Source organism: Chryseobacterium subflavum (assembly GCF_055762745.1).
Map to the genome: position 1 here is coordinate 782259 of NZ_JBVTMR010000003.1, position 23952 is coordinate 806210.

The window sequence follows — 23952 nt, forward strand, 5'->3', positions numbered from 1 at the left end:
TATAGTTTTTTGTTTTTTAAAATTCGTAGCCTACATCTACGAGAAATAATCCTTGTGCCGGAGCAGAAGTGCCGGCCGAGTTACGGTTTTTATTTTCAATAACTTTTCTCAGATCTTCGGGCTTCATTTTTCCTGCACCGATTTCCACCATTGTCCCCACGATTGCCCGTACCATATTCCTGAGAAAACGGTTGGCAGAAACGGTAAATTTAAGTTCGCTTCCTTCCTGTTCCCACTCTGCTTTGTAAATGTGGCAGATATTGGTCTTATTATCTGTTTTCAATTTGGCAAAACTCGTAAAATCCTTATACTCGAATAAAATTTTACAGGCTTCATTCATTGCATCGATGCTCAAAGGTCTTTTCCAATGTTGCCATGCAGATTCCAGTGTAAATGGATTTTTTTCTAAAGAAATATAATATTCGTATGTTCTGTAGGTGGCATCAAACCGGGCATGAAAATCATCTTTTACAGGAAAAATCCTCTTAACAGCAATATCAGGCGGAAGAAAGCTGTTCAGCCTGTGACTGAGCTGATCATTAAAAGCCACCTGGGTATCAAAGTGGGCGAATATTTTTTTTGCATGAACACCGGTGTCCGTCCTTCCGGCTCCTGTAATTTTAATCTCTTCCCGTAAAATAGTGGATAGTGCTTTTTCCAATTCTTCCTGTACAGAATTGGCGTCCGGCTGGATCTGATAACCGAAATAATTTTTACCGTTGTAAGAAAACTCTATAAAGTACCTCAATGTAGTATAATAACTCCACAAAAATACTTTAATTTTATGAAATATTTGTTGAAAAGTCATTGAGAATATTCAGCCAAATCCTCTTAAAAATTACTATTTTTGCAATCGTATGAAAAGATGGTACCTTTATCCCTTCTCTGTAGGTTATCATTTGGTAACGGGTATCCGAAACACAATGTATGATCTGGGGATCTTTAAATCTACGAAATTCAAAACGCCGATCATCAATGTCGGCAATTTGTCCGTTGGCGGAAGTGGAAAATCGCCAATGGTGATGTACCTTGCTCAGTTTTTATCCAAACATTACAGAACCGGTGTCCTTTCCCGAGGTTACGGAAGACTTACAAAAGGTTATGAGGTGACCAATTATGACAGCAACTACAAAATGGTAGGTGATGAAGCGATGCAGCTTTTTGAACGTTTTAAGAACCGTTTCGTTATTGCAGTTTCTGAGGAAAGAGTGCCTGGAGCCAAAAAAGTCATTGATGACATGGACCTGGATGTTCTTGTACTGGACGATGCTTTTCAGCATAGGGCGATCAAAGCAGGATTTAATATTCTGATGACGGATTTTAATGACCCGTATTTTAGGGACCACCTTCTTCCGGCAGGGGATCTCAGGGAATCAAGAGCCGGGGTAAAAAGAGCCGATCTTATTATGGTCAGCAAATGTCCTGATGAACTGACGGAGGAGACCAAACAGTATTATATTTCCAGAATAAGACCTGAGCGTCACCAGAAAGTATTCTTTTCATCTATCGGATATGACGAAAATGTATACGGAAGAGAAAAAATGCTTCCTGACAACAACCTGAATTATTATGACATTCTTTTAATTACAGGGATTGCCAATCCAAAACCATTGCTGGAGCATCTGGCAAAATTTTCACATAGAGTAAAACACCTTAAATTCAGGGATCATCATAATTTTTCCGACGAAGACATCAAAAAAATAATTGCTGAATATAAGAAACTGGGCGAATATAAATTGATCTTAACAACCGAGAAAGATTATGTTCGTTTAAAAACCTTTGACTATCTTAGAGATATTGTTTATTACTGGCCTATCAATGTAATCATTGACAAAAAGGAAGAGTTTAATCAAATCATCTCGGATTATGTTAGGAAAAATTAAAGAAACCGCAGCCTTCATCAAAAACATCATTCAGGATACGCCTGATTTTGCAATCGTATTAGGATCCGGCCTGGGAAAACTGAAAGATGAAGTTCAGCCAATACACATATTGGAATACAAAGACATTCCTAACTTTCCTCAAACAACAGTGGCTGGTCATGGAGGTCAGCTGATATATGGTATTTTAGAAGGTAAAAAGGTATTGATAATGAGTGGACGCTTTCATTATTATGAAGGCCATTCTATCGAAACTGTGGTATTTCCTGTAAGGATTTTTCATCTGATCGGTATTAAAAACCTACTTCTTTCAAATGCCTGCGGAGGAGTAAATCCTGAATTCAGGGTCGCCGACATTGTTATTCTGAAAGATCACATCAATATGATGCCTGAACATCCTCTTCGTGGTAAGAATATAGAAGAACTAGGCCCGAGGTTTGTCGATATGAGCGAGCCTTATAATAAAAAAATGATCAGTATCGCAGAACGCACTGCTTCAGAAAATAACATTAGAATTCACCAGGGAATCTATGTCGCATTACAGGGACCTACCTTTGAAACACCCGCAGAATATGGAATGATAAAAGCTATAGGTGGTGATATGGTAGGAATGAGTACTGTTCCGGAAGTTATTGTTGCCCGTCATATGGATATGGATGTTTTTTGTATTTCAGTTATTACGGATCTTGGCGGACCCGATATTGCATTAGCCGTTTCTCACGAAGAAGTTCTTAATGCAGCCAATAAAGCAATGCCCAACGTAATCACGGTAGTAAAAGGTCTGGTTAAAAATTATCAGTAGTTCTTTTTTATCGAATTTTTCGATTTCTTAAATTTTTGCCAATTAATCCAAAAAGCAATTCATAACTTCGTTTCATTGTTTAGATTTGTAAAAAATGAAATTGAAAATGAAAAAGCTATTCATATTTTTTATGCTTGGAACATTTGGGACATTTTATTCTCAGGAAGTTCCTAAAGTACTTAAAACCAGTTTTTCCAAAGAAGCTTTACAACAAAAGCTTGAAAATGAAGAGGGAAAGAGCATTACTATGCAGGAAATTCTTAACCAGCACAAAGGAAAAGTGGTGGTCATTGATTTTTGGGCCGGTTGGTGCAGAGATTGCCTGAAGGCACTTCCAAAAGCACAGGAACTCGAAAAAAATAATCCGAACATAGACTTTGTATTTCTTTCTCTGGAAAGATCGAAAGAAGGTTTCGATAAAAGCCTTGAAAGATTTGATATGAAAGACAAAGATAATTATTGGTTTGCATCAGGATGGAAAAATGACTTTAATAATTATATTGACCTCAACTGGATTCCGAGATACATGGTGATCGACCAGAAATCAGCTATTGCAAAATACTACGCCATCTCACCGGAAGATCCTGAAATACAAGCCACCATCAATAAACTTTTACAATAATATGGTAACTTTAAGAGAAGCAACAAAAGAAGACCTGAAAACTCTTCTTGAATTCGAACAAGGTGTAGTTACTGCAGAAAGGCCCTATAATCCAACCCTTATTAACGGTACCATTCATTATTATGATTTAGTTTCTTTGATTGAGTCTGAAGATGCTACCCTTATTGTAGCGGAAAAGGATCATGAAATCGTTGCGTCGGGATATGCGATGATTAAAAAAGCGGAAAAGGATTATTTTAATTTCAAAGAGTATGCATATCTGGGGTTTATGTATGTAAAACCGGAACACAGGGGACAGGGAATCAATCAATCCGTTATAGATAGACTCATAAAGTGGTCAGAAGAAAGGGGAATGAAAGAAATAAGATTAGATGTTTATGATCAGAATGAATCTGCTGTAAAAGCTTATGAAAAAGTAGGATTTGAACCTGTGCTCCTTACCATGAGATTGAAAAAATGATATTAATTTATTGAAATATAGAAATAAATGAATCCATATCTTTGTGATATGGATTTTTCTTTTCCCATTCGCAAGATTATACATGTAGATATGGATGCATTTTATGCTTCTGTGGAGCAGCATGATAATCCTGCGCTTAGAGGAAAACCAATTGCCGTGGGAGGAGAGCATCGGGGTGTAGTTTCAGCTGCCAGTTATGAAGCAAGAAAATTCGGTGTCCGTTCTGCCATGCCAAGTAAAACAGCAAAAGAAAAATGCCCGCATCTCATTTTTGTTCCTCCCCGCTTCGCCCGTTACAAAGAAATTTCCAGAAAGATAAGAGAGATCTTTCATGAGTATACCGACCTGGTAGAGCCATTGTCCCTGGATGAAGCTTATCTGGATGTGACTGAAAACAAAAAAGGAATAGAATCCGCCAATGATATTGCGAGAGAAATCCGCAAAAAAATCTTTGAACAAACAGGTCTTACTGCCTCAGCCGGTATTTCAGTTAATAAATTTTTAGCAAAGGTAGCTTCGGATATCAATAAACCGAACGGACAAAAAACCATTCACCCCGACAAAATTGAAAGTTTTCTGGAAGAACTACCCGTTGAAAAATTCTACGGGGTAGGAAAAGTTACGGCCAACAAAATGTTTACGCTGGGGATTTTCAAGGGAAAAGATTTAAAGAAAAAAACATTACAGGAATTAGTAAGCCTGTTCGGAAAATCCGGAAACTACTATTACAATGTTGTTCGTGGAATTCATCATTCAGAAGTTAAACCTCATCGCATCCAGAAAAGTGTAGCTGTAGAAAGGACTTTTTTTGAAGATCTCTATGATGAACAGCAAATCAATGAGAAACTGGAAAGCTTAAGTGCAGAACTACATCAAAGGTTACAAAAAAATAATATTCTGGGCAGATCCCTCACTTTAAAAATAAAGTATAAAGATTTTTCACTGTTTACCAGGAGCATGACAAAAGAAGATTACTATGTTTCTGAAGAAGAATACTACAAAACCTCCAAAAAGCTTTGGGAATTAAGACCCTTTGATAAACCTGTCAGGTTATTAGGCTTATCCCTTGCCCACCTTAATACTGAGGAAAAAAAGCAGGTTTCTGTTCAACTAAAAATACCGTTTCAGGAGTTTGGGCATTAATAATTAGAAATTTTCACTACATTGTAGTAACCAAATTCTATAATGTATGAACCCAACGATGATTCAGTTTTTCCACTGGTACTCAGACGGAAACCAAACACTCTGGAAGGAGGCTCAAAAACAATCTGCTTATTTAGCCGAACTTGGTATAACTTCAGTTTGGTTCCCACCCGCTTACAAGGGAACTAGTGGAGGTTATTCAACAGGATATGATGCTTATGACCTTTTTGACCTGGGAGAATTCGACCAGAAAGGAAGTATTCCCACAAAGTATGGAACCAAAGATGATTACTTAAAAGCAATAAAGGCTTTAAAGGAACAAAATATCCAGGTTATTGTAGATGTTGTATTAGGGCATAAAGCCGGTGGCGACGAGCTGGAAACAATGAAAGCAGTAAAAGTGGATGAAAATAACAGGGAAAAGGTAATTTCAGATGTTATCGAAATACAGTCCTATACCAAGTTTACTTTCCCTGGAAGAAATAAAAAATATTCTGACTTTGAATGGAATGCAACTTGTTTCAGCGGCGTAGATTATGCCGAAGGAATGGATTCGCATATCTTCAAAATACAGTCCGAATATGGAAACGACTGGGAAGAGATGATTGATGATGAAAAAGGCAATTATGATTATCTGATGTATAATGATATTGAGCATCGCAATCCATTTGTTCGTGAAGAACTCAACGCATGGGCCAAATGGTATTTTGATCAGACCGACTTTGATGGTGTAAGGCTGGATGCTTTAAAACATATTTCTTTTGATTTTTATAAAGAATGGCTAACACTTATCCGGTCCAATTCAGGCAAAAATATCTTTGCTGTTGGAGAATACTGGGCACCTGGATATTTGAATTTACTCCAAAAATATATTGAAGTTACGGAAGGGTGCATGAGCTTATTTGACAGCTCTCTTCAAAACAATTTCCACAATGCTTCCAAAGAGGGAGGATCTTATGATCTGAGAAGGATTTTTGATGGCACTCTCACTCAGGCTGACCCGCTGCATTCCGTAAGTCTTGTTGATAATCATGATACCCAGCCTTTACAAGACCTTGAAGCTCCTGTAGAAGAGTGGTTCAAACCTCTTGCCTATGCTTTGATCCTCCTCAGGGAAGACGGCTATCCTTGTGTATTTTATCCCGATTTGTACGGAGCCCATTACGTAGATAAGGACCGGGAGGGAAATGATCAGGAAATTTTCCTGAATAAAGTAAATGGAATTGAAGAACTGCTAAAGGCGCGAAAAGAACATGCCTATGGAATCCAGAAAGATTATTTTGAAGATGCTAACTGCTTGGGATGGGTTCGTGAAGGAGATGACGAGCACACGGGCTGTGCTGTTGTCCTAAGTAATAAAGATGCTTACAATAAACCCATGGAAATGGGGGAAAAGTATTCGGGGCAAAGTTTCTATGATCTGCTTGGAAGATTCGAAGACAGAGTAGTTATTGATGAAAAAGGCTGGGGAAATTTTCCTGTTCCTGCTGGAAATGTAAGCGTCTGGGTCCCTGAATAGATACAATTAAATTAAATGTACATAACCAGGAAAGCATCATCCGGTTATGTACATTTGAAATGTCTTTATACTATTGGCTTTTAGCAGTAGATATATCTGCAATTCCATATATCACTTGCCCATTCACAGCATTGGTTGTCTTCATTTGAAGTACAGCATACTCTGTCACGGATAATTCCTCCGGCTTTTAAAGCTTTAAGTTCCTGCCGCTCTATTTTTCTTATACGGCCTGCTGGTAAATTAGTTTTTTTCATTTTGTAAAATATTTGATTAAGTTTAGTCACTAAAACAAGTATATGGACATGGATCAGAAGTTACATACGAGTAAGTTCCGCAGTAACAGGTATGCGTTGGACCTGTCGGCCCTCCTCCTGTTCCACCTCCGGTACTTCCGCCACCGGAAGGGTTATAAGGAACACACTTCCCATTCTCACAGATATAACCCGGGTTGCATCCTCCTTCTCCCGGACCCGTATCCGAAACACAATAAGCAGGTTCCCCAGGAGATCCAGCCAGTAAGTTTTTGAGTACTTCCCGGCTCAATTCATTCCATTGAAATTTTGTTTTCATAATTGCTTGGTTTTATATGGTTAAAAGATTTTAGTCTTTAATTGTCTCTCTCACCGCCTTACCGTTTCAGCATTTATTTTATTAATAATTTGTGAAAATATTTTCCATAATTATTACATTCCAGGGATTAATAACTCAAATATAACAAAATAACACACACAATATTGAATAAAAAATACCAAATACTGGATTTCACATATGAAAACACAAAACCAAAGCAATAAAAATAAGTGGTAACAAGGAATGAAGTAGCCATACCCCCGCCTTACATAATTTTCACATAGATAAAAAAAATTGAGCACCTAAATGATAAAAATATTTAGTGATACGAAGGTCGGAACCAAACTATATTTTTCTCAATGCCAAAATATCGGGTTTCAATGATTCTCCGGATATCCTTCCAGTTCTTGAAAACTCTGCCCACACAGCTCTTAATTTTCTTCCATTATGATGGATATACTCCCAGGGAATGTTTTTTATAAGCCCTGCAGACTGCCATGCTTCTTCATTTCCAAAAAGCAAAGGAAGATCAATACTGTGCGCAGCTCCTATTTCATTATCCGTAATTCTGGAATAGATCCTGAACAAATAAACATTACCTCCGGCTTTAGCATAATTTTCAGCAAAAAGTTCTGCAGGTTTCCCATAGATTTTTTCTGTAGTCAGCTGAACTGTTTTATTAATGATCTTCTGACCAAAACCTTTACCAAAATAAGTATTGAGTGCTTCGGAAGTTTTTAGATAGAATGCAGTTTCATCATTATTGAGTCCAATTAAAACATCAATTTTTCCAGCACTCGCTTTCCATCTTTCCTCTGACTCATCTTCATTGCATAAAGGAGGAAATCCATATTGAATACCAAAAGGCATCACTGCTTTTAATCCGTATTTAATAACAGAAGGAATCCTTTTTTTGTATTCTTCCATCATCTTTAAGACATCGGTTTCATGTTTTATTGAATCCGTATTTTTAAGAAATTCGGCTGACATTTTTTGTCTTTTGTGGCGAAGACCTAACGGTGCACTTTGAATGATCACCCTTTTGAAAAGGCCTTCAACACCTTCTGAAATCATCAGATGGGCGATCGCATCTCCGCCGGATGATTGCCCCAGAAGTGTAATATTTTCAGGGTTTCCTCCAAAGCTTTCTATATTCGTTTGAATCCATTTTAATGCTTCAATAATATCAAATAACCCAAGATTAGCAGGCCTTTCTTCATCGCCTCCTAAAAAACCGAACAACCCCAGGCGATAGGAAACCGACACTACAATGATATCTTGTTCCTTCACCCAATTGCTCGCATCTGATGTGGAAAGATCCCCACACCCTATTTCATGAGAGCCTCCATGTATCCAAACAATCACAGGCAAGCTGGTATGCTCATTATCGGGACGAATAACAGAAAGAAATTGAGTAGATTCTTCAATCTCAAAACCATTAAGATCCGTGGGGCCAATCATTTTTTCAATTAAAGGGCTTATACTTTGTGGACAGACCGGTGTTTTATCCGGAAAAAGAAGTTCCGAGGATGACGGCTGTACAGGAATAGGTTTTTGAAATCTTACAGACCTGGCATAGCGAATACCTTTGGCTTTAATTACACCATTTTCTTTTAAAGCAATAATTTTCGCAAACGGGGTTTGAAAAATATGAGTACCGATATTCTGCTGTGATTTCATTATCCGGAAATTTCTTCCTTTAAAAATAATTCACTTTTCTGAAAAACCCGAATCTATTTGAAAGAAATTACCTATTCTCACGATTCGTTTAAACGCAAATGATAGAAATCTATAAATAAACTTCGACGATAATTCAATCAATTTAAAGTTTTGTATTCACTTGGTGATACTCCGACTTTTGCCTTAAACAACCTTGTAAAATGCTGGGGATACTTAAAACCCAGGTCATAAGAAATCTGGCTGATTGATTTCGATGGATTATAAATTTCCTCTTTTGCAACATCAATCAGTTTATTATGGATAAATTCCTGGGCAGAAACTCCTAATTCTTTTTTAATTAAATCACCAAAATAATTCGCCGAAAGATTAAGTTGTTCAGCAAAATAATTGACCATTGGAAATCCAATATTCTTGGGTTTATCGGATTTCAGGTAATCATTCAGAAGATTTTCAAACTTCCCGATAACGCCTTGATTTACATGATCACGGGTAATAAACTGGCGATCATAAAAGCGCATACAATAGTTGAGAAATAATTCGATATTGTTTACGATAAGGGATTTACTGTGTTTATCAATGGATTGCTCCAGTTCAAGCCTTATATTTTTAAAGCATTCCAGGATAATTTCTCTTTCTTTTTCGGAAAGGTGTAAAGCTTCATGAACATCATAAGAAAAGAAAGAATAATCTTTAATATTTTTCCCCAGATTAGTTCCTTTTATAAGATCGGGATGAAATATCAGAGCATATCCTCCTGGTTGCACATAGGTCCCGTCATTACTCATCCCATACACTTGCCCCGGTGCTATAAAAACCAGCGTCCCTTCCTGATAATCGTAGTTATTCTTTCCGTAATACATATCTCCACACATTACATCTTTCAGAAATACGGTATAAAAACCATAGCTCCTTCTATATTGGGAAATAGGATTGGACTTAGAGAAGTCAATAATGCTCACCAAAGGATGCAAGGTTTCATGATTCATCATTTTATTATATTCCGAAACACTGTTGATTATTTTAATATCCTGATTTTCCATAGCATCCGTTTTAAATCTTATTCAAAATTACCACTTTCTGTTTTACTTTTAATAGAGTCTGTAATATTGGTAAATGTTTCTGTAATCTGTATAAGTGCTGTTTAACGAAAAGAATCGACTTTTGCATTGTAATGATAACATTCGAAAACAAAAGATGTTTGCCGGATAAGAAAGTCAATTGGATACTTTCCCCGAGGAATTAACCGGGTACGTATCTTAAACAGTTATACCAGACCGAAAAGGTAATGCAAAGAAATAACGACATTCTTATGCCTGAGACTGATCTTAATAACAAGAAACTTTCTATCATCCTGAAAAAGGATAGTATGTATGGATTTCTGAACCCTGAGGCTATCATCAACATTCTTCCAGGTAGTTACTAGTCCGGAAAGTAAATGTACAAATAGTACCATCAACCCGAATACTCCAAACGGTATTATTAAATATACGGATCCGGTGACTGAGAAGAATACAATTTATGAACAAAAACACTAACTTAAAATTTAAAAACAAATGAGCACATTCACAGTAAAAGCGTACGGAGCAGAGTCTACCACAGCGGACCTGAAAGAAATGAATATTGAAAGAAGGGAACCAACTCCTAATGATGTGGAGATTGAAATACTCTATTGCGGAGTTTGCCACTCTGACCTTCACACAGCAAGAAACGACTGGGGAGGAACGATCTACCCTGCAGTTCCCGGACATGAAATTATAGGGAGAATTACTAAAATCGGAAATGAAGTTACAAAATTCAAAGTCGGAGACCTTGCAGGTGTTGGATGTATTGTGGATTCATGTGGGACATGCGAGAGCTGTAAACATGATCTTGAACAATATTGTTTAAATGGTTTTACAGGAACTTATAATGGAAAAGACAAACATTTGGGAGGACATACTTTTGGTGGTTATTCACAGAAAGTGGTTGTAGATTCCGACCACGTTTTAAGAATTCCTGAAAATCTTGATCTAGCAGCAGTGGCTCCCCTTCTTTGCGCAGGAATTACAACATGGTCTCCACTAAGACATTGGAATGTAGGACCAGGATCAAAAGTTGCTGTTATCGGATTGGGAGGATTAGGACATATGGCAATTAAACTGGCTAAAGGATTAGGGGCTGAAGTAACTCTTTTCTCAAGAACTCCCGGAAAAACAGAAGATGCCAAACAATTAGGAGCTGATCATGTGGTTATTTCTACAGAGCAGGCAGAAATGGATTCTGTAAAGGGAAAATTTGATGTGATCATCGATACCGTTCCTTATGTTCATGACGTTAACCCTTATATTACAACATTAAATATCAGCGGAACATTGGTTCTTGTAGGATATCTCGGAGGTCTTGAACCTATCCTTCAAACAGTTCCAATGATCATGGGGAGAAAATCTGTAGCAGGCTCTGTAATTGGGGGAATTGCTGAGACACAGGAGATGCTTGATTTCTGCGGGAAACATAATATTGTTTCTGAAATTGAAATCATCAAAATGAACGAAATCAACGAAGCTTATGAAAGGATGTTAAAAAGCGACGTAAGATACCGCTTTGTGATTGATATGCAGACTTTATAATTCTTCGGATATTTTTTTAATAGAAAGGCCCTTCAGATGAAGGGCTTTTTGTTATGTTGTATTTTAAAATATGTATTAAACAGGTTTCCAGTTATGCTGTCCCTTCATATCCTGAAAAGCCCAGTCTGCCATAGCATCGATTACAGGAGCAAGCTTATTCCCTGCTTCACTAAGTTCATAGGTCACATGAGGAGGCACCACAGGCTTTGCAGTTCTGATGATCAAACCATCCGCTTCCAATTGTTTTAAATGCTGGATGAGCATTTTTTCTGTGACTTCCGGGATTGCCCTTTTTAACTCACTGTAACGTTTCCCTCCTGTAGACAACTGAAATAATATAATTGGTTTCCAGAAACCTCCGATTTTTTCCATAACGTACATTACCGGGCACTGGTCCAGTATATTCTTTTTGTTTTCCTGAATTGTAGAACTTTCTTTAATTGCTGTCATGACACATACTTTAGGGTAAGTACTTGTATAAAAGTAAGTACAAATATAACTTTGTTCTCAGAAATAAAAAAATACAAACAATAAAAAATTTACATATGAAAATCATCATCACAGGTTCATTAGGAAATGTTGCCCAACCATTAGCTCAGCAACTTATTGCTGAAGGGCATGATATTACCGTTATCAGCAGCAGCGAATCTAAAAAAAATGGAATACAATCCTTAGGAGCAAAAGCAGCCATCGGATCCATTACAGATCTGGACTTTTTAATTAAAACATTTGAAGGTGCAGATGCCGTATTTGTAATGACCCCGCCTAATTTGGGAGCTACTCAAATCGTTGAAGATACAATCAGTGTTGGAAAAAACTATACAGAAGCCATCAAAAAAACAAATGTGAAACACGTTGTTATGCTAAGCAGTGTAGGTGCAGCTTCTCCGATAGAAAATGGTCCGATTAAAGGTCTCCATCAGATTGAAAATCTTTATAACGGATTAGAAAACACATCGGTAACATTCGTTCGTGCTGGTTATTTTTATAATAACTTCTTTAATGATATTCCATTGATACAAAACGCAGGAATTATAGGAGGAAATTATCCTGAAAATACAAATATTCCTGTAGTTCACCCGGTTGATATTGCAAAAATAGCTGCTGAAGAACTGGTTAAAAATACCGATGGTAAAAAAATAAGATATGCCGTAAGTGATATCCGTCCAGGTTCTGACTTTGCCTCTGTTTTAGGCTCAGCCATAGGAAAGCCTGAATTGCCGTGGGTAGAATTTACAGATGAAGAGTATTTGAACGGAGCGCTACAAGGAGGCCTTCCTCAGGAAATGGCAGAATTATATACTGAAATGGGAAGAGGAATACGAACAGGAGTTGTCCAAAAAGATTTTGTTGAACACGGCTCGCCTGTCACGGGAGGAACTAAATTAGAAGAGTTTGCTAAAGAGTTTGCAACTCAATTTAATTTTTAAAATTAACTTTTCAGAAAATGATGCGGAAGAATCACAATCTGAATCATAGAAAAAGTTTCGGCGCACCTTTGGTGCGCCGAAACTTTTTATTAAGAAGTAAACTCTAATTATCTTTTAAAGTTCCTTTCAGAACTTTTAGTTTTCCGTCAATTGGCTGATCATTTTTTAAACCCAAGATTTCTGCTACTAAAGGATAAACATGAACATTTGCAAATTCATCAATCACCACATTACTTTTAAATTGCGGCCCCCAGGCTAAAAATGTTGCTTTCATTTCTGGTACAAGCCTTGGATTATATCCATGCTTTCCAACGGAAGTCGTTTTTCCTTTTTCCAAAAATATCTTGGGTGCTTTTGGTATCAAAAGAATCTGTCCGATTCTATGGTATTGATCATCTCTGGTTCCAAAATGCAGGTATTTTGGAAGCCTTTTATCTAAATACACGTCATAGTCGTCTGTCTTACCGGCTTTGAGTTCATTGTAAACAGTTTTAGTTTCTTCAGGATTCTTTACCACAACCCTCAATAACGTCTGGGAATTATAGAAATCAAACCTACTTTTATCGAACAGCATTTTAGGAATTTCCAAAGGGGTTCCCCTATCTACTTTGATCATTCCATGGTCTGAAACAAAAATAAAATTCACATTTTTCAGTCCTAAGTTATTTACTTTCTGAACAAGCTCTCCGATGGCTTTATCTATCAAATGCACGGCATCTTCAGTTTCTTTTGAATCCGGTCCGAAATGATGGCCGCTCCCGTCTACTTCAGGGAAATACAATGTAATAAAATGAGGTCTTTTATCCATGGGTAATTTCAGCCAGTTCACCACCTTATCTACTTTTTCAGAAGGAGTAAATTGGTCGTGGTAAGCATAATAATAAGTAGGTCTTTCTCCACCGGCATCACTTGCTGAGCCTACCCACATCATTGTCGCAGAAATCATTCCCTGTTTTTCTGCCAGCCCCCAAAGAGGAAGCCCTCCATACCAGCTCCCGTCTTCAGCATTTTTCTTGTCACTCATTGCATAAAATTTCTTTCTCTTGTAATCATAGAAGAAGTTATCAATCAATCCATGATGGGCAGGATATAATCCTGTGATCAGGCTCCAATGGTTAGGAAATGTGATACTCGGATAACTTGGAATCATTGCTTTTGCCTGAACCCCGTTATTGGATAAGTTTAAAAGATTTTCAGCATGATATTTTTTAGCATAATCATATCGGAAACCATCTGTAGAAATCATGATCACATATGGTTTGGTTTGAGCATCAACGCTGTTGTATCGGTTTGGAGTTATGATCTGCGTGGTATCAACAGGAGCTTTCTGAGCCCACCCTATCATAGAAATAAACAGAAGTAAAATTTGTATTCCGCGCTTCATTATAAAAATTTTCCGCAAAGTTACACCCTATCTTCTTCCCGGGAAAGTTTAATGGATTAAAACTATATTAAAGAAATTGAAAACTCACGAAAATTATACACAATAATTAAAAAGTTGACTATTCTCCATCTCAAACTGCGACACCCAATTTTCAAGCCCCATCGCATTAAGAAATTTAGCGGTAGATTCAGAAGAATCATCAACATTATTTATACTTATTATCTTTCCTTCACTCTTCTCAGCAATACCCCTTAAAAGATCCATTCCAATTCTATTTCTCCTATGCTCTTTACTTACTGCTATCTGATATACTTTTACGATTACGGGATTAAAAATAGCGTACCCTATTAACTCATCTTTTTTATATGCACCGAGAATTATCAAGTCTTCACGCATTTTTTCAAGTACCATGACGGAACTTTGCCAGGAAGGTTGAATATCCCAGAAAGACTTAAATACTCCCCATTGAAAACTGTTTAACTGCTGTATAGTAATATCAGGTCCTATCTCTGCAGGCTTTATATTTCCTTTATAACAATCTAATCTTCGGGTAATCTTGAATCCCAGATGAGTATAGGCACGGATAGCAGGCTCATTTCCATTAATGACTTCAAGCATTATCAGATCTGTTTTTCTTTCCTGAAGTACAGGAAGAATATAATCATACATTTGTCTCACCAATCCTTTTCCGCGAAAATCAGGTACAACTCCGGTTCCGGCATTGTATATCATCCGCTTTCCATCTTCTGTTTTTTCGGCATGCAGAATAAAAGCTACGATCTGCCCTTCATTAAAGACACCTACTGAAAGAGTCATGTCTATTTTCTCTGTATGAATCTTTGAAGAGAGCTGTTCTTGTGTTAAATGGAAAGGGACAAGGTAATCAGAAAAAGAAAGATTAAACACATCTAAAAGGTCCGTAAACGTAAGGTCTGCTAAATTTCTGAATTCCATTGATTTTATTTTGTGGGTACTAAAATTATTGAAATAATCTGAATTCGAAGCAGGCTTTCTATATAATAAAAATACCTCTATTTCTAGAGGTATTTTTAAGCTTTAATTTTTTCTTATTCCTTGATCAGTTTTTCAAAAGATAAAGTCCCATCTTTCAATGTAATTTCAAAATAATAGTTTCCGGATTTTAAATCAGAAACACTGATATTCTCACCGTTTAATTTTACAGATCTTACTTTTCTTCCCGTTGCTTCATAAATATCGACCGATTTTATTTTATCAGCATTTTTGAAGTTTACAGTTTCTTTTGCAGGATTAGGATAAAGAACCACCTTATTATTTTGAGCAATAACCTCACCGGTTGATAAGGCTCCAGCCATGTTTAATGTTGCATAACCTCTGTTTGCACCACCGTGGTAACTCAAGTTCAACGTGTTATTTCCTTTTGCGTAAAAAATGTTAATCGAACCCGCAGCATTTGAAATAGCAAAATCTTCTGCTCCTCCTGTTAGAGATCTGGTAGCAACAACAGTTCTTATACCACCACTTGTCGTATTGGATGTCATTGTCCAATTTTGTGTAGCATCCGGAGAAATAGAGCCAATTCCACCAAAGGTATAATCTAAATTTGTGTTCGCTGTAGAATTTGCATTATAAACAAACCCGTCAGCCCCATTAGCCATACCAACGTTTCCAAAACCTATTCCCAAAAAAGTTGTATCCGGTCCCTTTAGGGTTATTGTAACCAAACTTGGTGAAGTATCTAATTTTACACTCATTCCGGTTGATCCCAGGTTTACAGTACCTGATGAGAAAAACTGTGCCGAGACCATACTCGCCATTATAAGGCCTAATGTTAGTAAAACTTTTTTCATATTCTTAATTTTTTAAAAGGTTAATGATGTCTTTATTGTTTGTTTGTAAGGCATATTCAAATGGTGTCATCCCCATTGAATCTTTGATTTGTTTATCAGCTTTATGCTTTAATAATAATTCTATTAGTTCTTTATTTCCGAATTTTACGGCCCAGAAAAGAGGCGTTGATCCGGTTGAATCCTGGATATTAGGATCTGCATTTTTCTTTAATAAAAGCGCTACCAATTCCTTATTATATTTAACAGAAAGACCCGCAAGGGCCGTTCCTTCCCGGCTCTTATAATTAACATCTTTTACATTTTCAATGAGGAATTTAGCTACTTCAAGATTCCCTCTGTAACAAGCTAAAATAAGAGGAGAAAAACCGCTTTCATTTGTCTTATTAATAACATCCGGGTCTTGCTTCATCAGCTCTTTAACCTCAGCAACAGTTCCGCTTCTGGCAATATCAAAAATTGATTTTGCTTTTTCCTGGGCAGATGTCAACGAAAAGCTCAGGAACATACTTACGATCAGAATTAAGTTTTTCATTGTTTTACCAGGATATAATTGTATTCAACATTAATATTCTCAGCAATCTTTTTGGTCACCATCTTTGGAATGGTCACATTAAAATCAGCGGGTCTTGCTACAAATGTTCCCTGCATATATATTTTGCCGTCCTTGGAAGAAATACTTGCTGTAGAGGTAACAGGTTTATTAACTCCATGAAAGTTTAATGTTCCCTGTACTGTATATTTCTGTGGGGTTGCAGAAAGTTTGCTTTTATCAAAATTTGCAATTTTTCCGGTAAAGGTTGTCTTTGGATATTTGGCTGTTTCGGCATAGCTTTCATTAAAGTGTTCTTCCATAAGCTTTACTTTGAAATGAAAGTTCTTTACAACCGAAATGGATGCTATATCCCCGGTGTCTGCATTGATTACTGCTACATTATTATCATCCTGGGCATACACATCTTCAAATAACGGTACCGATGCTTCAAAGGTTACCTTACCCGTTTTAGAGCTGTATTTCTGAGCTAGAACAAGATTGCCGGATAACAGGGCAATCATTAATACTACTAATTTTTTCATTTTTTTCAATTTTAATTTTCGACAAGCCCATCAGCTTTCCATTTGATAAATAAATTAATCTGAGTCGCGGAAAGTGATCCGCCCTGTGGCATTTTCCCGGGATCTCCGTTAGGTCTCTGTATTCGATCTATTATTTTATCAATATTATTCTTCACCTGATTATAATTGGTTAGAGGCTGAAAAGAGCCCGGCCCGTTTGCAGAATGGCAACTAATACAGTTGGCATCGATAATCGGTTTTATGTCGGCTATAAACTTTACCTGTTGTGTAATAGGCGTATGATCTGAAATCTCATCATAGGTTCTGCTTTCACACGAGATCAGTAAAACGGCCGAGGATACGATGTATAATAACTTCTTCATATTAAAAAACTCTGTAAAGATTAAACCCAAAATAAATATGCCCTTTGCCCCAATTTCCCACAGCATTGGAAAGGTAGCCAATATCAGAATTAAGTTGTGAATTACTGAATACAAGCTGAAATACATGACCTCCGGTCTCTATATCCATCCCTACCGATAAAGGATTTTTATAAAAACTATGGTTATCAAAATTCACGAAATATTCAGCATTCACAGAGATTCTTTTAGAGATCTTATAACGTCCCCCAAGCCCCGTTAAGAATTGATTTTTATCTTCAATATTCTGGTCATAAAGATTTTTATGGATATAAGAAGGAGTAAGCTGAAGAGACAAACGGTCATCAAATCTTCTCGAAATCAACGCCTGAGTAAGATAAGAAAGCCTGTCACTAAAACGAAGATTTGGATAATTATCCTTATCCAAATCCGTATTCAAAGCCAAAACATTATATCCTACGACATCGACCGGAAAGTTTTCATTTTGCTTGAGAAGCTTATATTTCGCCCCAACCTCAAATGTTTTTTGGTTGGTCTCTCTTGAAAGGTTTAAAGATAGCCAATCAGTTACACCATAGATTGCTCCCAATTTTGTAGAAGCATCATCTAAGCCAAAGAAGTTTTTAAACCCGGTACTGATGTCACCGAAACGGTGCGCGACTACAATATACCATTCGTTTTTAGCAGCAAGTTTTGTGGACTGTCCTGTGACAATCTGGAGCGCCTTAAAGGCGGGTTGAGAATTTTCAGTATTTGTTTTAATGGTGTCAATGTCCTTCAACAAATCTTCCTGTGAATAGGCAAGAGTTGAAGCTAACACTGACAAAAATAGGAGAGTTTTTGTCATACAATTCTTAATAAAATATTAGTATGGCAAACTTATAGAGTTACGATTTTAAAAGTAGGTGATAAAAGTCACCTAACAAATTGTATTTATCAATTACTTTATTAAAAATAACTATTAAAAACAATTATTATTAGAATTGGCTAACATTTTCATTAACGGCAACACGTATCCCATCTTTTCCCTGCAGTATTTCTCCTTCGTTTTCAATTTTCTTAAGAACCCTGCTCACCACTTCTCTGGATGTTCCAAGATTGTTGGCAATTTCCTTATGCGTTAATTTGATAGGATGACTTCCCGTTATTGCAATTTGTTGTTTGATATAATTTAACACCCTCTTATCCAACCGATGGAAAACAGCCTCATTCACCATATTCATTACGTCAATAAACCGTTTGTCATACTCTTGATAAAAAACCCTGTTAATTGCCGGAAAACGGATTAGCCATTCGTGCATTATGGCAACAGGAATCAGCAATACTTCAGAATCTTCTTCCGTAATAGCATAAATCTTACTGATATAGTTACTGAAAATAGATGAAAAAGTCATTACGCAGCTTTCATTACGTCTTACGTAGTAGTAGATCAGTTCACGGCCATCGTTAAGGCAATATACTTTTACAGAACCTGAAATCATGAAAGGAATAAATTTGATTTTCTCCCCCTCACTGATCAGTTCAGTTTTTGCTTTGATCTTATCTGTAATACCATGTTGATGAACTTCATTTATAAAATCATTGCCTAAAAAACCGAATTTATTATTAATAAATTGATGATCTATCATATTTTATATCAAATTATATAAGAAAGCAAATATATAAAATGAATTCTTTAATAAATGTTAATTTTTTATCATTTGTATTTAAATTGTGAATAATTTACTTTATTTAAAGTCGTGATAAATAAAAATTCCTTTATTGATTTAATTTAAATGAATTGGCTATTTATTTCTGAGAATCATAATCATGCGAATATTTTCACTTAAAATAAGGCATAAAAAAATGCCTCAATACATTGAGGCATCTTGTTGTTTTATGTAAGAAAAATCTTATGCTTGTACATTGTTACCACCTAATACGAAAGGCTCAACTTCTTTGATTTCTCCGAATTGCTGCTCATAGTTAGCAATGTTCTGTTGAAGAGCAGATAATACTCTTTTAGCGTGAAGTGGAGCAAGAATGATTCTTGATCTTACTTTAGCTTGCTGAACACCTGGCATTAACTGGATGAAATCCACTACAAATTCAGATGGAGAGTGGTTTACTAATGCTAAGTTAGCATAGATTCCAGCCGCTACCATTTCATTTAGTTCGATGTTGATGTTTCCGTCCTGTGGATTTTGATTTTGATTGTCCATGTTTTCTTTAAATATTTTTGTTTAAAAAGTTTCAGGCCTCTAATTTAGAATTTAAACTTGAATCCTGAAACTTTTATATACATTTTAGTTAATATCTTCGAATTCTTTTTTAGAACCTACGATAACATTCTGATACTCTTTAAGACCAGTACCTGCAGGAATTCTGTGTCCTACAATTACATTCTCTTTAAGACCGCTTAGGAAATCAATTTTCCCAGCAACTGCTGCTTCGTTAAGAACCTTAGTGGTTTCCTGGAACGATGCTGCAGACATGAATGACTTAGTTTGTAGAGCCGCTCTTGTGATCCCTTGCAATACTGGCGTAGCCGTAGCAGGAAGTGCTTCTCTCACTTCAACAAGATTTTGATCTTCACGCTTCAATTTAGAGTTTTCATCTCTCAATTCTCTCGCTGTAATCATCTGACCTGGTCTGAATTCTTTAGAATCACCAGCATCAACAACTACTTTAAGACCAAATACTCTGTTGTTTTCCTCTAAGAAATCGTATTTATGCTCCAAAGCTCCTTCAAGGAATTGAGTATCACCTCCATCAACAATAGATACTTTTGTCATCATCTGTCTAACGATAATTTCAAAGTGTTTATCATCGATTTTCACCCCTTGCAGACGGTAAACTTCCTGAATTTCATTTACAAGATATTCCTGAACCGCTGTTGGACCTTTAATTCTTAAGATATCGTCCGGAGTGATTGATCCGTCAGAAAGTGGTGAACCAGCTCTTACGAAGTCATTCTCCTGAACAAGGATCTGATTGGAAAGTTTTACTAAATAAATCTTTCTTTCTCCAGTCTTAGCCTCTACAATAAGTTCACGGTTACCTCTCTTGATTTTTCCGTAAGAAACTACTCCATCGATTTCTGTAACAACCGCTGGGTTTGAAGGGTTTCTTGCTTCGAATAATTCGGTTACCCTTGGAAGACCTCCGGTGATATCCCCTGCTTTTGCAGATTTTCTTGGGATCTTGATCAAGACTTTACCAGCCTTAATTTTCTCACCATCATTAACCATTAAGTGGGCTCCTACCGGTAAGTTATAAGCTCTTTGCTCAACACCTTTAGAATCTACCACCTTCAAGGTAGGTACGGCTTTCTTATTTCTGGATTCAGAGATTACTTTCTCTTCGAATCCTGTTTGTTCGTCAATTTCAAGTTGGAATGAAATACCCTGGATAATATCTTCATATTCTACTTTACCGGATGTTTCCGCAATGATAACCGCGTTATACGGATCCCATTTACAGATCACATCACCTTTCTTCACTTTATCACCAGGTTTTACAGCCAATACTGAACCGTAAGGTACGTTAGCAACCATTAAAGGAGTTCTGGATTCGTTGTCAGCAACCAATCTGAATTCCGTAGAACGAGATACTACAACTTCAGCTGTATTTCCGTTTTCATCTTCAGAAGTAATTGTTCTTACTTCATCCATTTCAACGATACCATCTCTTCTTGCTACGATTGATGGGTTTTCTGATACGTTACCCGCAGTACCCCCTTGGTGGAAGGTTCTCAATGTTAACTGAGTTCCCGGTTCCCCAATAGATTGTGCTGCAATTACACCTACCGCTTCACCCATGTGGATTATTTTACCTGTAGCAAGATTTCTACCATAACATTTAGCACAGATACCTTTCTTCGCTTCACAAGTTAATGGTGAACGAACTTCAACCGCTTCCAGTCCTGCATCTTCAATTCTTCTCGCTAACTGCTCGTTGATTACCTGATCTGCTTCAGCAATTAATTCATCTGTTTCAGGATCATAGATGTTATGAAGAGAAACTCTACCTAAAATTCTTTCAGAGATTTTCTCAACGATCTCATCATTTTTCTTAAGAGCAGTAACTTCAGTACCTCTTAAAGTACCACAATCTACTTCTGTAACGATAACATCCTGAGCTACGTCTACCAATCTTCTTGTTAAGTAACCGGCATCGGCCGTTTTAAGAGCCGTATCTGCAAGACCTTTACGTGCACCGTGGGTAGAGATAAAGTACTCAAGGATCGAAAGACCTTCTTTAAAGTTTGCAAGGATCGGGTTTTCGATGATTTCCGCACCGGTAGAACCTGCTTTTTGCGGTTTTGCCATCAAACCTCTCATCCCTGATAACTGACGGATCTGTTCTTTAGAACCCCTCGCACCAGAATCAAGCATCATGTATACAGAGTTGAAACCACCTTGGTCGGTTTTCATTCTGCTCATGATCATTTCAGTTAATCCTGCGTTGGTATTCGTCCAAACGTCAATTACCTGATTATAACGTTCTGTATCTGTGATAAGACCCATGTTATAGTTGGCTCTAATCTCATCTACAGTTCCGATTGCCTGCGCAACCATCTGCTTCTTCTCAGCAGGAACCACAATATCCCCAAGTGAGAACGAAAGACCTCCTTTAAATGCGTTAGAATAACCTAAGTCTTTCATTGCATCAAGGAATTTAACCGTTGTAGGGAAGTCTGTATCGGCAAGAATTTTACCAATAACATTTCTCAATGACTTTTTAGTTAAAAGTTCATTGATATAACCAACCTGTTTAGGTACGATCTGGTTGAATAAAATTCTACCAACAGATGTTTCAATTAATCTTGTAACCAATTCTCCATTTTCTTTAACTGGTAATCTACATCTTACCTTAGCATTTAAAGAAACTTTTCCTTCTGCATAAGCAATTTCTGCTTCCTCCGGAGAATAGAATGCTAAACCTTCACCTTTCACTTTCATATCTTCAGTAGAGCTCAATTCTTTAGTCATGAAATAAAGACCAAGAACCATGTCCTGAGAAGGTACCGTGATTGGAGAACCGTTAGCCGGGTTCAAAATATTCTGAGAACCTAACATTAATAACTGAGCTTCAAGGATTGCTTCAGGGCCTAACGGTAAATGTACCGCCATCTGGTCACCATCGAAATCGGCATTGAAGGCCGTTGTTACTAACGGGTGTAGCTGGATTGCCTTACCTTCGATCATCTTAGGTTGGAAAGCCTGGATACCCAGTCTGTGAAGCGTAGGTGCTCTGTTCAGTAGAACAGGGTGACCTTTCATAACATTTTCAAGGATATCATAAACTACAGGTTCTTTTCTATCAATAATTCTTTTTGCAGATTTTACTGTTTTTACAATCCCTCTTTCAATTAGTTTTCTAATGATAAACGGTTTGTAAAGTTCCGCAGCCATATCTTTAGGAATACCACACTCGTGAAGTTGTAAGTTTGGACCTACAACAATTACGGAACGTGCAGAGTAATCTACCCTTTTTCCTAATAAGTTCTGACGGAAACGACCTTGCTTACCTTTCAATGAATCAGAAAGTGATTTTAATGGTCTGTTTGATTCAGATTTTACTGCAGAAGATTTTCTTGTATTATCGAATAATGAATCTACTGATTCCTGAAGCATACGCTTCTCGTTTCTTAAGATTACTTCCGGGGCTTTGATCTCTAAAAGTCTCTTTAAACGGTTATTTCTGATAATAACTCTTCTATAAAGGTCATTCAAATCGGAAGTAGCGAAACGTCCACCATCCAATGGAACCAAAGGTCTTAACTCTGGTGGGATTACCGGAAGTACACGCATGATCATCCACTCAGGTCTGTTGATCATTCTTGTATTAGCACCTCTCAATGCTTCTACAACATTTAATCTTTTCAGAGCCTCAGTTCTTCTTTGCTTAGAACCTTCATTGTGAGCTTTGTGTCTCAGGTCGAAAGATAATGCATCAAGATCGATTCTTTTTAATAATTCCTCAACAGCTTCAGCACCCATTTTAGCGATGAATTTGTTAGGATCAGAATCATCAAGATACTGGTTCTCAACAGGAAGGGTATCCATGATATCAAGGTATTCTTCTTCTGTTAAGAATTCCATTTTATCAAAATCGGAACCGTCCAATTTTTTAGCAATACCCTGCTGGATTACAACATATCTTTCATAATAGATAATCATATCCAATTTCTTGGAAGGAATACCTAAAAGGTAACCGATTTTGTTTGGTAAAGAACGGAAATACCAGATGTGAGCGATAGGAACTACAAGATTAATGTGTCCAATTCTCTCTCTTCTTACTTTCTTCTCCGTAACTTCAACCCCACAACGGTCACAAACGATCCCCTTGTAACGAATTCTCTTGTACTTACCACAAGCACATTCGTAATCTTTAATAGGACCGAAGATTTTTTCACAGAACAAACCATCTCTTTCAGGCTTATGCGTTCTGTAGTTAATAGTTTCCGGTTTTAGAACCTCCCCTCTTGAATCCTGAAGAATGGATTCGGGAGAAGCTAAACCGATGGTTATTTTATTAAATCTACTTGATTTATTTTTATTTGACATAATTTTTATTTTGATTAAAAGATTAAAAGATTGAAAGATTTAA

25 protein-coding genes are annotated in these 23952 nt (G+C 36.9%); 9 read left to right on the forward strand and 16 right to left on the reverse strand.

Going from position 1 to position 23952, the window contains the following annotated elements; translation table 11 throughout:
• Positions 1-16 precede the first annotated feature (16 nt).
• Entirely contained in the window at positions 17-808 is a 792-nt protein-coding gene (gene truA / locus AC0INN_RS17035; RefSeq protein ID WP_273649546.1) for a tRNA pseudouridine(38-40) synthase TruA, read from the reverse strand.
• Between the two features lie 49 nt (positions 809-857).
• On the opposite strand from truA, the gene lpxK reads away from it, so the two are divergent.
• The 6 genes from lpxK to AC0INN_RS17065 all read left to right on the forward strand — a co-directional run bounded on the left by lpxK (position 858) and on the right by AC0INN_RS17065 (position 6426).
• A complete protein-coding gene (lpxK, locus tag AC0INN_RS17040; protein WP_172280609.1) occupies positions 858-1883 on the forward strand; it encodes a tetraacyldisaccharide 4'-kinase in 1026 nt (341 codons plus the stop codon).
• Positions 1867-2682 carry a purine-nucleoside phosphorylase gene (locus AC0INN_RS17045; RefSeq protein ID WP_172280611.1) on the forward strand — a complete coding sequence of 272 codons (816 nt, stop codon included), beginning with the start codon at positions 1867-1869 and terminating at the stop codon, positions 2680-2682. The genes lpxK and AC0INN_RS17045 overlap by 17 nt, the downstream gene beginning before the upstream one ends.
• Positions 2683-2788: 106 nt before the next feature.
• Positions 2789-3304 carry a TlpA family protein disulfide reductase gene (locus AC0INN_RS17050; protein ID WP_273649548.1) on the forward strand — a complete coding sequence of 172 codons (516 nt, stop codon included), beginning with the start codon at positions 2789-2791 and terminating at the stop codon, positions 3302-3304.
• A 1-nt stretch (position 3305) separates the two neighbouring features.
• The gene (locus AC0INN_RS17055; protein ID WP_172280615.1) at positions 3306-3764 is read left to right on the forward strand and encodes a GNAT family N-acetyltransferase; all 459 of its coding nucleotides are present in this window, start codon (positions 3306-3308) and stop codon (positions 3762-3764) included.
• Between the two features lie 48 nt (positions 3765-3812).
• Positions 3813-4907, forward strand: coding sequence for a DNA polymerase IV (gene dinB, locus AC0INN_RS17060; RefSeq protein ID WP_273651062.1), 1095 nt, complete (start codon positions 3813-3815; stop codon positions 4905-4907).
• A 46-nt stretch (positions 4908-4953) separates the two neighbouring features.
• The gene (locus AC0INN_RS17065) at positions 4954-6426 is read left to right on the forward strand and encodes an alpha-amylase (RefSeq protein WP_273649551.1); all 1473 of its coding nucleotides are present in this window, start codon (positions 4954-4956) and stop codon (positions 6424-6426) included.
• 80 nt (positions 6427-6506) lie between these two features.
• On the opposite strand, the gene AC0INN_RS17070 is transcribed toward AC0INN_RS17065, so the two are convergent.
• The 4 genes from AC0INN_RS17070 to AC0INN_RS17085 form a co-directional block, all read right to left on the reverse strand.
• Positions 6507-6680, reverse strand: coding sequence for a hypothetical protein (locus tag AC0INN_RS17070; RefSeq protein ID WP_172280619.1), 174 nt, complete (start codon positions 6678-6680; stop codon positions 6507-6509).
• 22 nt (positions 6681-6702) lie between these two features.
• Entirely contained in the window at positions 6703-6996 is a 294-nt protein-coding gene (locus AC0INN_RS17075) for a hypothetical protein (RefSeq protein ID WP_172280621.1), read from the reverse strand.
• A 345-nt stretch (positions 6997-7341) separates the two neighbouring features.
• Positions 7342-8676: a carboxylesterase family protein gene (locus AC0INN_RS17080; RefSeq protein WP_273649553.1), complete on the reverse strand. Its 1335-nt coding sequence runs from the start codon at positions 8674-8676 to the stop codon at positions 7342-7344.
• 137 nt (positions 8677-8813) lie between these two features.
• Positions 8814-9716, reverse strand: coding sequence for a helix-turn-helix domain-containing protein (locus AC0INN_RS17085; RefSeq protein ID WP_172280624.1), 903 nt, complete (start codon positions 9714-9716; stop codon positions 8814-8816).
• A gap of 245 nt (positions 9717-9961) precedes the next feature.
• On the opposite strand from AC0INN_RS17085, the gene AC0INN_RS17090 reads away from it, so the two are divergent.
• On the forward strand, positions 9962-10099 hold the full coding sequence (locus AC0INN_RS17090) for a hypothetical protein (protein ID WP_172280626.1): 138 nt from the start codon (positions 9962-9964) through the stop codon (positions 10097-10099).
• Between the two features lie 130 nt (positions 10100-10229).
• Positions 10230-11282 carry an NAD(P)-dependent alcohol dehydrogenase gene (locus tag AC0INN_RS17095; protein WP_172280628.1) on the forward strand — a complete coding sequence of 351 codons (1053 nt, stop codon included), beginning with the start codon at positions 10230-10232 and terminating at the stop codon, positions 11280-11282.
• 75 nt (positions 11283-11357) lie between these two features.
• Here AC0INN_RS17095 and AC0INN_RS17100 read toward each other — a convergent pair whose 3' ends face one another.
• Entirely contained in the window at positions 11358-11732 is a 375-nt protein-coding gene (locus tag AC0INN_RS17100; RefSeq protein WP_273649558.1) for a winged helix-turn-helix transcriptional regulator, read from the reverse strand.
• Positions 11733-11827: 95 nt separating this feature from the next.
• Between AC0INN_RS17100 and AC0INN_RS17105 the strand changes: the two genes are divergently transcribed.
• A complete protein-coding gene (locus tag AC0INN_RS17105) occupies positions 11828-12712 on the forward strand; it encodes an NmrA family NAD(P)-binding protein (protein ID WP_273649560.1) in 885 nt (294 codons plus the stop codon).
• 103 nt (positions 12713-12815) lie between these two features.
• Here AC0INN_RS17105 and AC0INN_RS17110 read toward each other — a convergent pair whose 3' ends face one another.
• From AC0INN_RS17110 to rpoC, 10 genes are all read right to left on the reverse strand, one after another.
• The gene (locus tag AC0INN_RS17110; protein ID WP_306614197.1) at positions 12816-14096 is read right to left on the reverse strand and encodes an alkaline phosphatase family protein; all 1281 of its coding nucleotides are present in this window, start codon (positions 14094-14096) and stop codon (positions 12816-12818) included.
• A gap of 93 nt (positions 14097-14189) precedes the next feature.
• A complete protein-coding gene (locus tag AC0INN_RS17115) occupies positions 14190-15050 on the reverse strand; it encodes a GNAT family N-acetyltransferase (protein WP_273649564.1) in 861 nt (286 codons plus the stop codon).
• Between the two features lie 113 nt (positions 15051-15163).
• A complete protein-coding gene (locus tag AC0INN_RS17120) occupies positions 15164-15925 on the reverse strand; it encodes a T9SS type A sorting domain-containing protein (RefSeq protein ID WP_273649566.1) in 762 nt (253 codons plus the stop codon).
• A gap of 4 nt (positions 15926-15929) precedes the next feature.
• The gene (locus AC0INN_RS17125; RefSeq protein WP_273649568.1) at positions 15930-16457 is read right to left on the reverse strand and encodes an ankyrin repeat domain-containing protein; all 528 of its coding nucleotides are present in this window, start codon (positions 16455-16457) and stop codon (positions 15930-15932) included.
• On the reverse strand, positions 16454-16999 hold the full coding sequence (locus tag AC0INN_RS17130) for a YceI family protein (protein ID WP_306614201.1): 546 nt from the start codon (positions 16997-16999) through the stop codon (positions 16454-16456). The genes AC0INN_RS17125 and AC0INN_RS17130 overlap by 4 nt, the downstream gene beginning before the upstream one ends.
• 11 nt (positions 17000-17010) lie before the next feature.
• Positions 17011-17361: a c-type cytochrome gene (locus AC0INN_RS17135; RefSeq protein WP_273649573.1), complete on the reverse strand. Its 351-nt coding sequence runs from the start codon at positions 17359-17361 to the stop codon at positions 17011-17013.
• 1 nt (position 17362) lies between these two features.
• Positions 17363-18205 carry a DUF5777 family beta-barrel protein gene (locus AC0INN_RS17140; protein WP_273649575.1) on the reverse strand — a complete coding sequence of 281 codons (843 nt, stop codon included), beginning with the start codon at positions 18203-18205 and terminating at the stop codon, positions 17363-17365.
• A 130-nt stretch (positions 18206-18335) separates the two neighbouring features.
• Positions 18336-18986: a Crp/Fnr family transcriptional regulator gene (locus tag AC0INN_RS17145; RefSeq protein WP_172280657.1), complete on the reverse strand. Its 651-nt coding sequence runs from the start codon at positions 18984-18986 to the stop codon at positions 18336-18338.
• A 264-nt stretch (positions 18987-19250) separates the two neighbouring features.
• On the reverse strand, positions 19251-19559 hold the full coding sequence (locus tag AC0INN_RS17150; RefSeq protein WP_089027859.1) for a DUF3467 domain-containing protein: 309 nt from the start codon (positions 19557-19559) through the stop codon (positions 19251-19253).
• A gap of 84 nt (positions 19560-19643) precedes the next feature.
• Positions 19644-23909 carry a DNA-directed RNA polymerase subunit beta' gene (rpoC, locus tag AC0INN_RS17155; protein WP_172280659.1) on the reverse strand — a complete coding sequence of 1422 codons (4266 nt, stop codon included), beginning with the start codon at positions 23907-23909 and terminating at the stop codon, positions 19644-19646.
• Positions 23910-23952 lie beyond the last annotated feature (43 nt).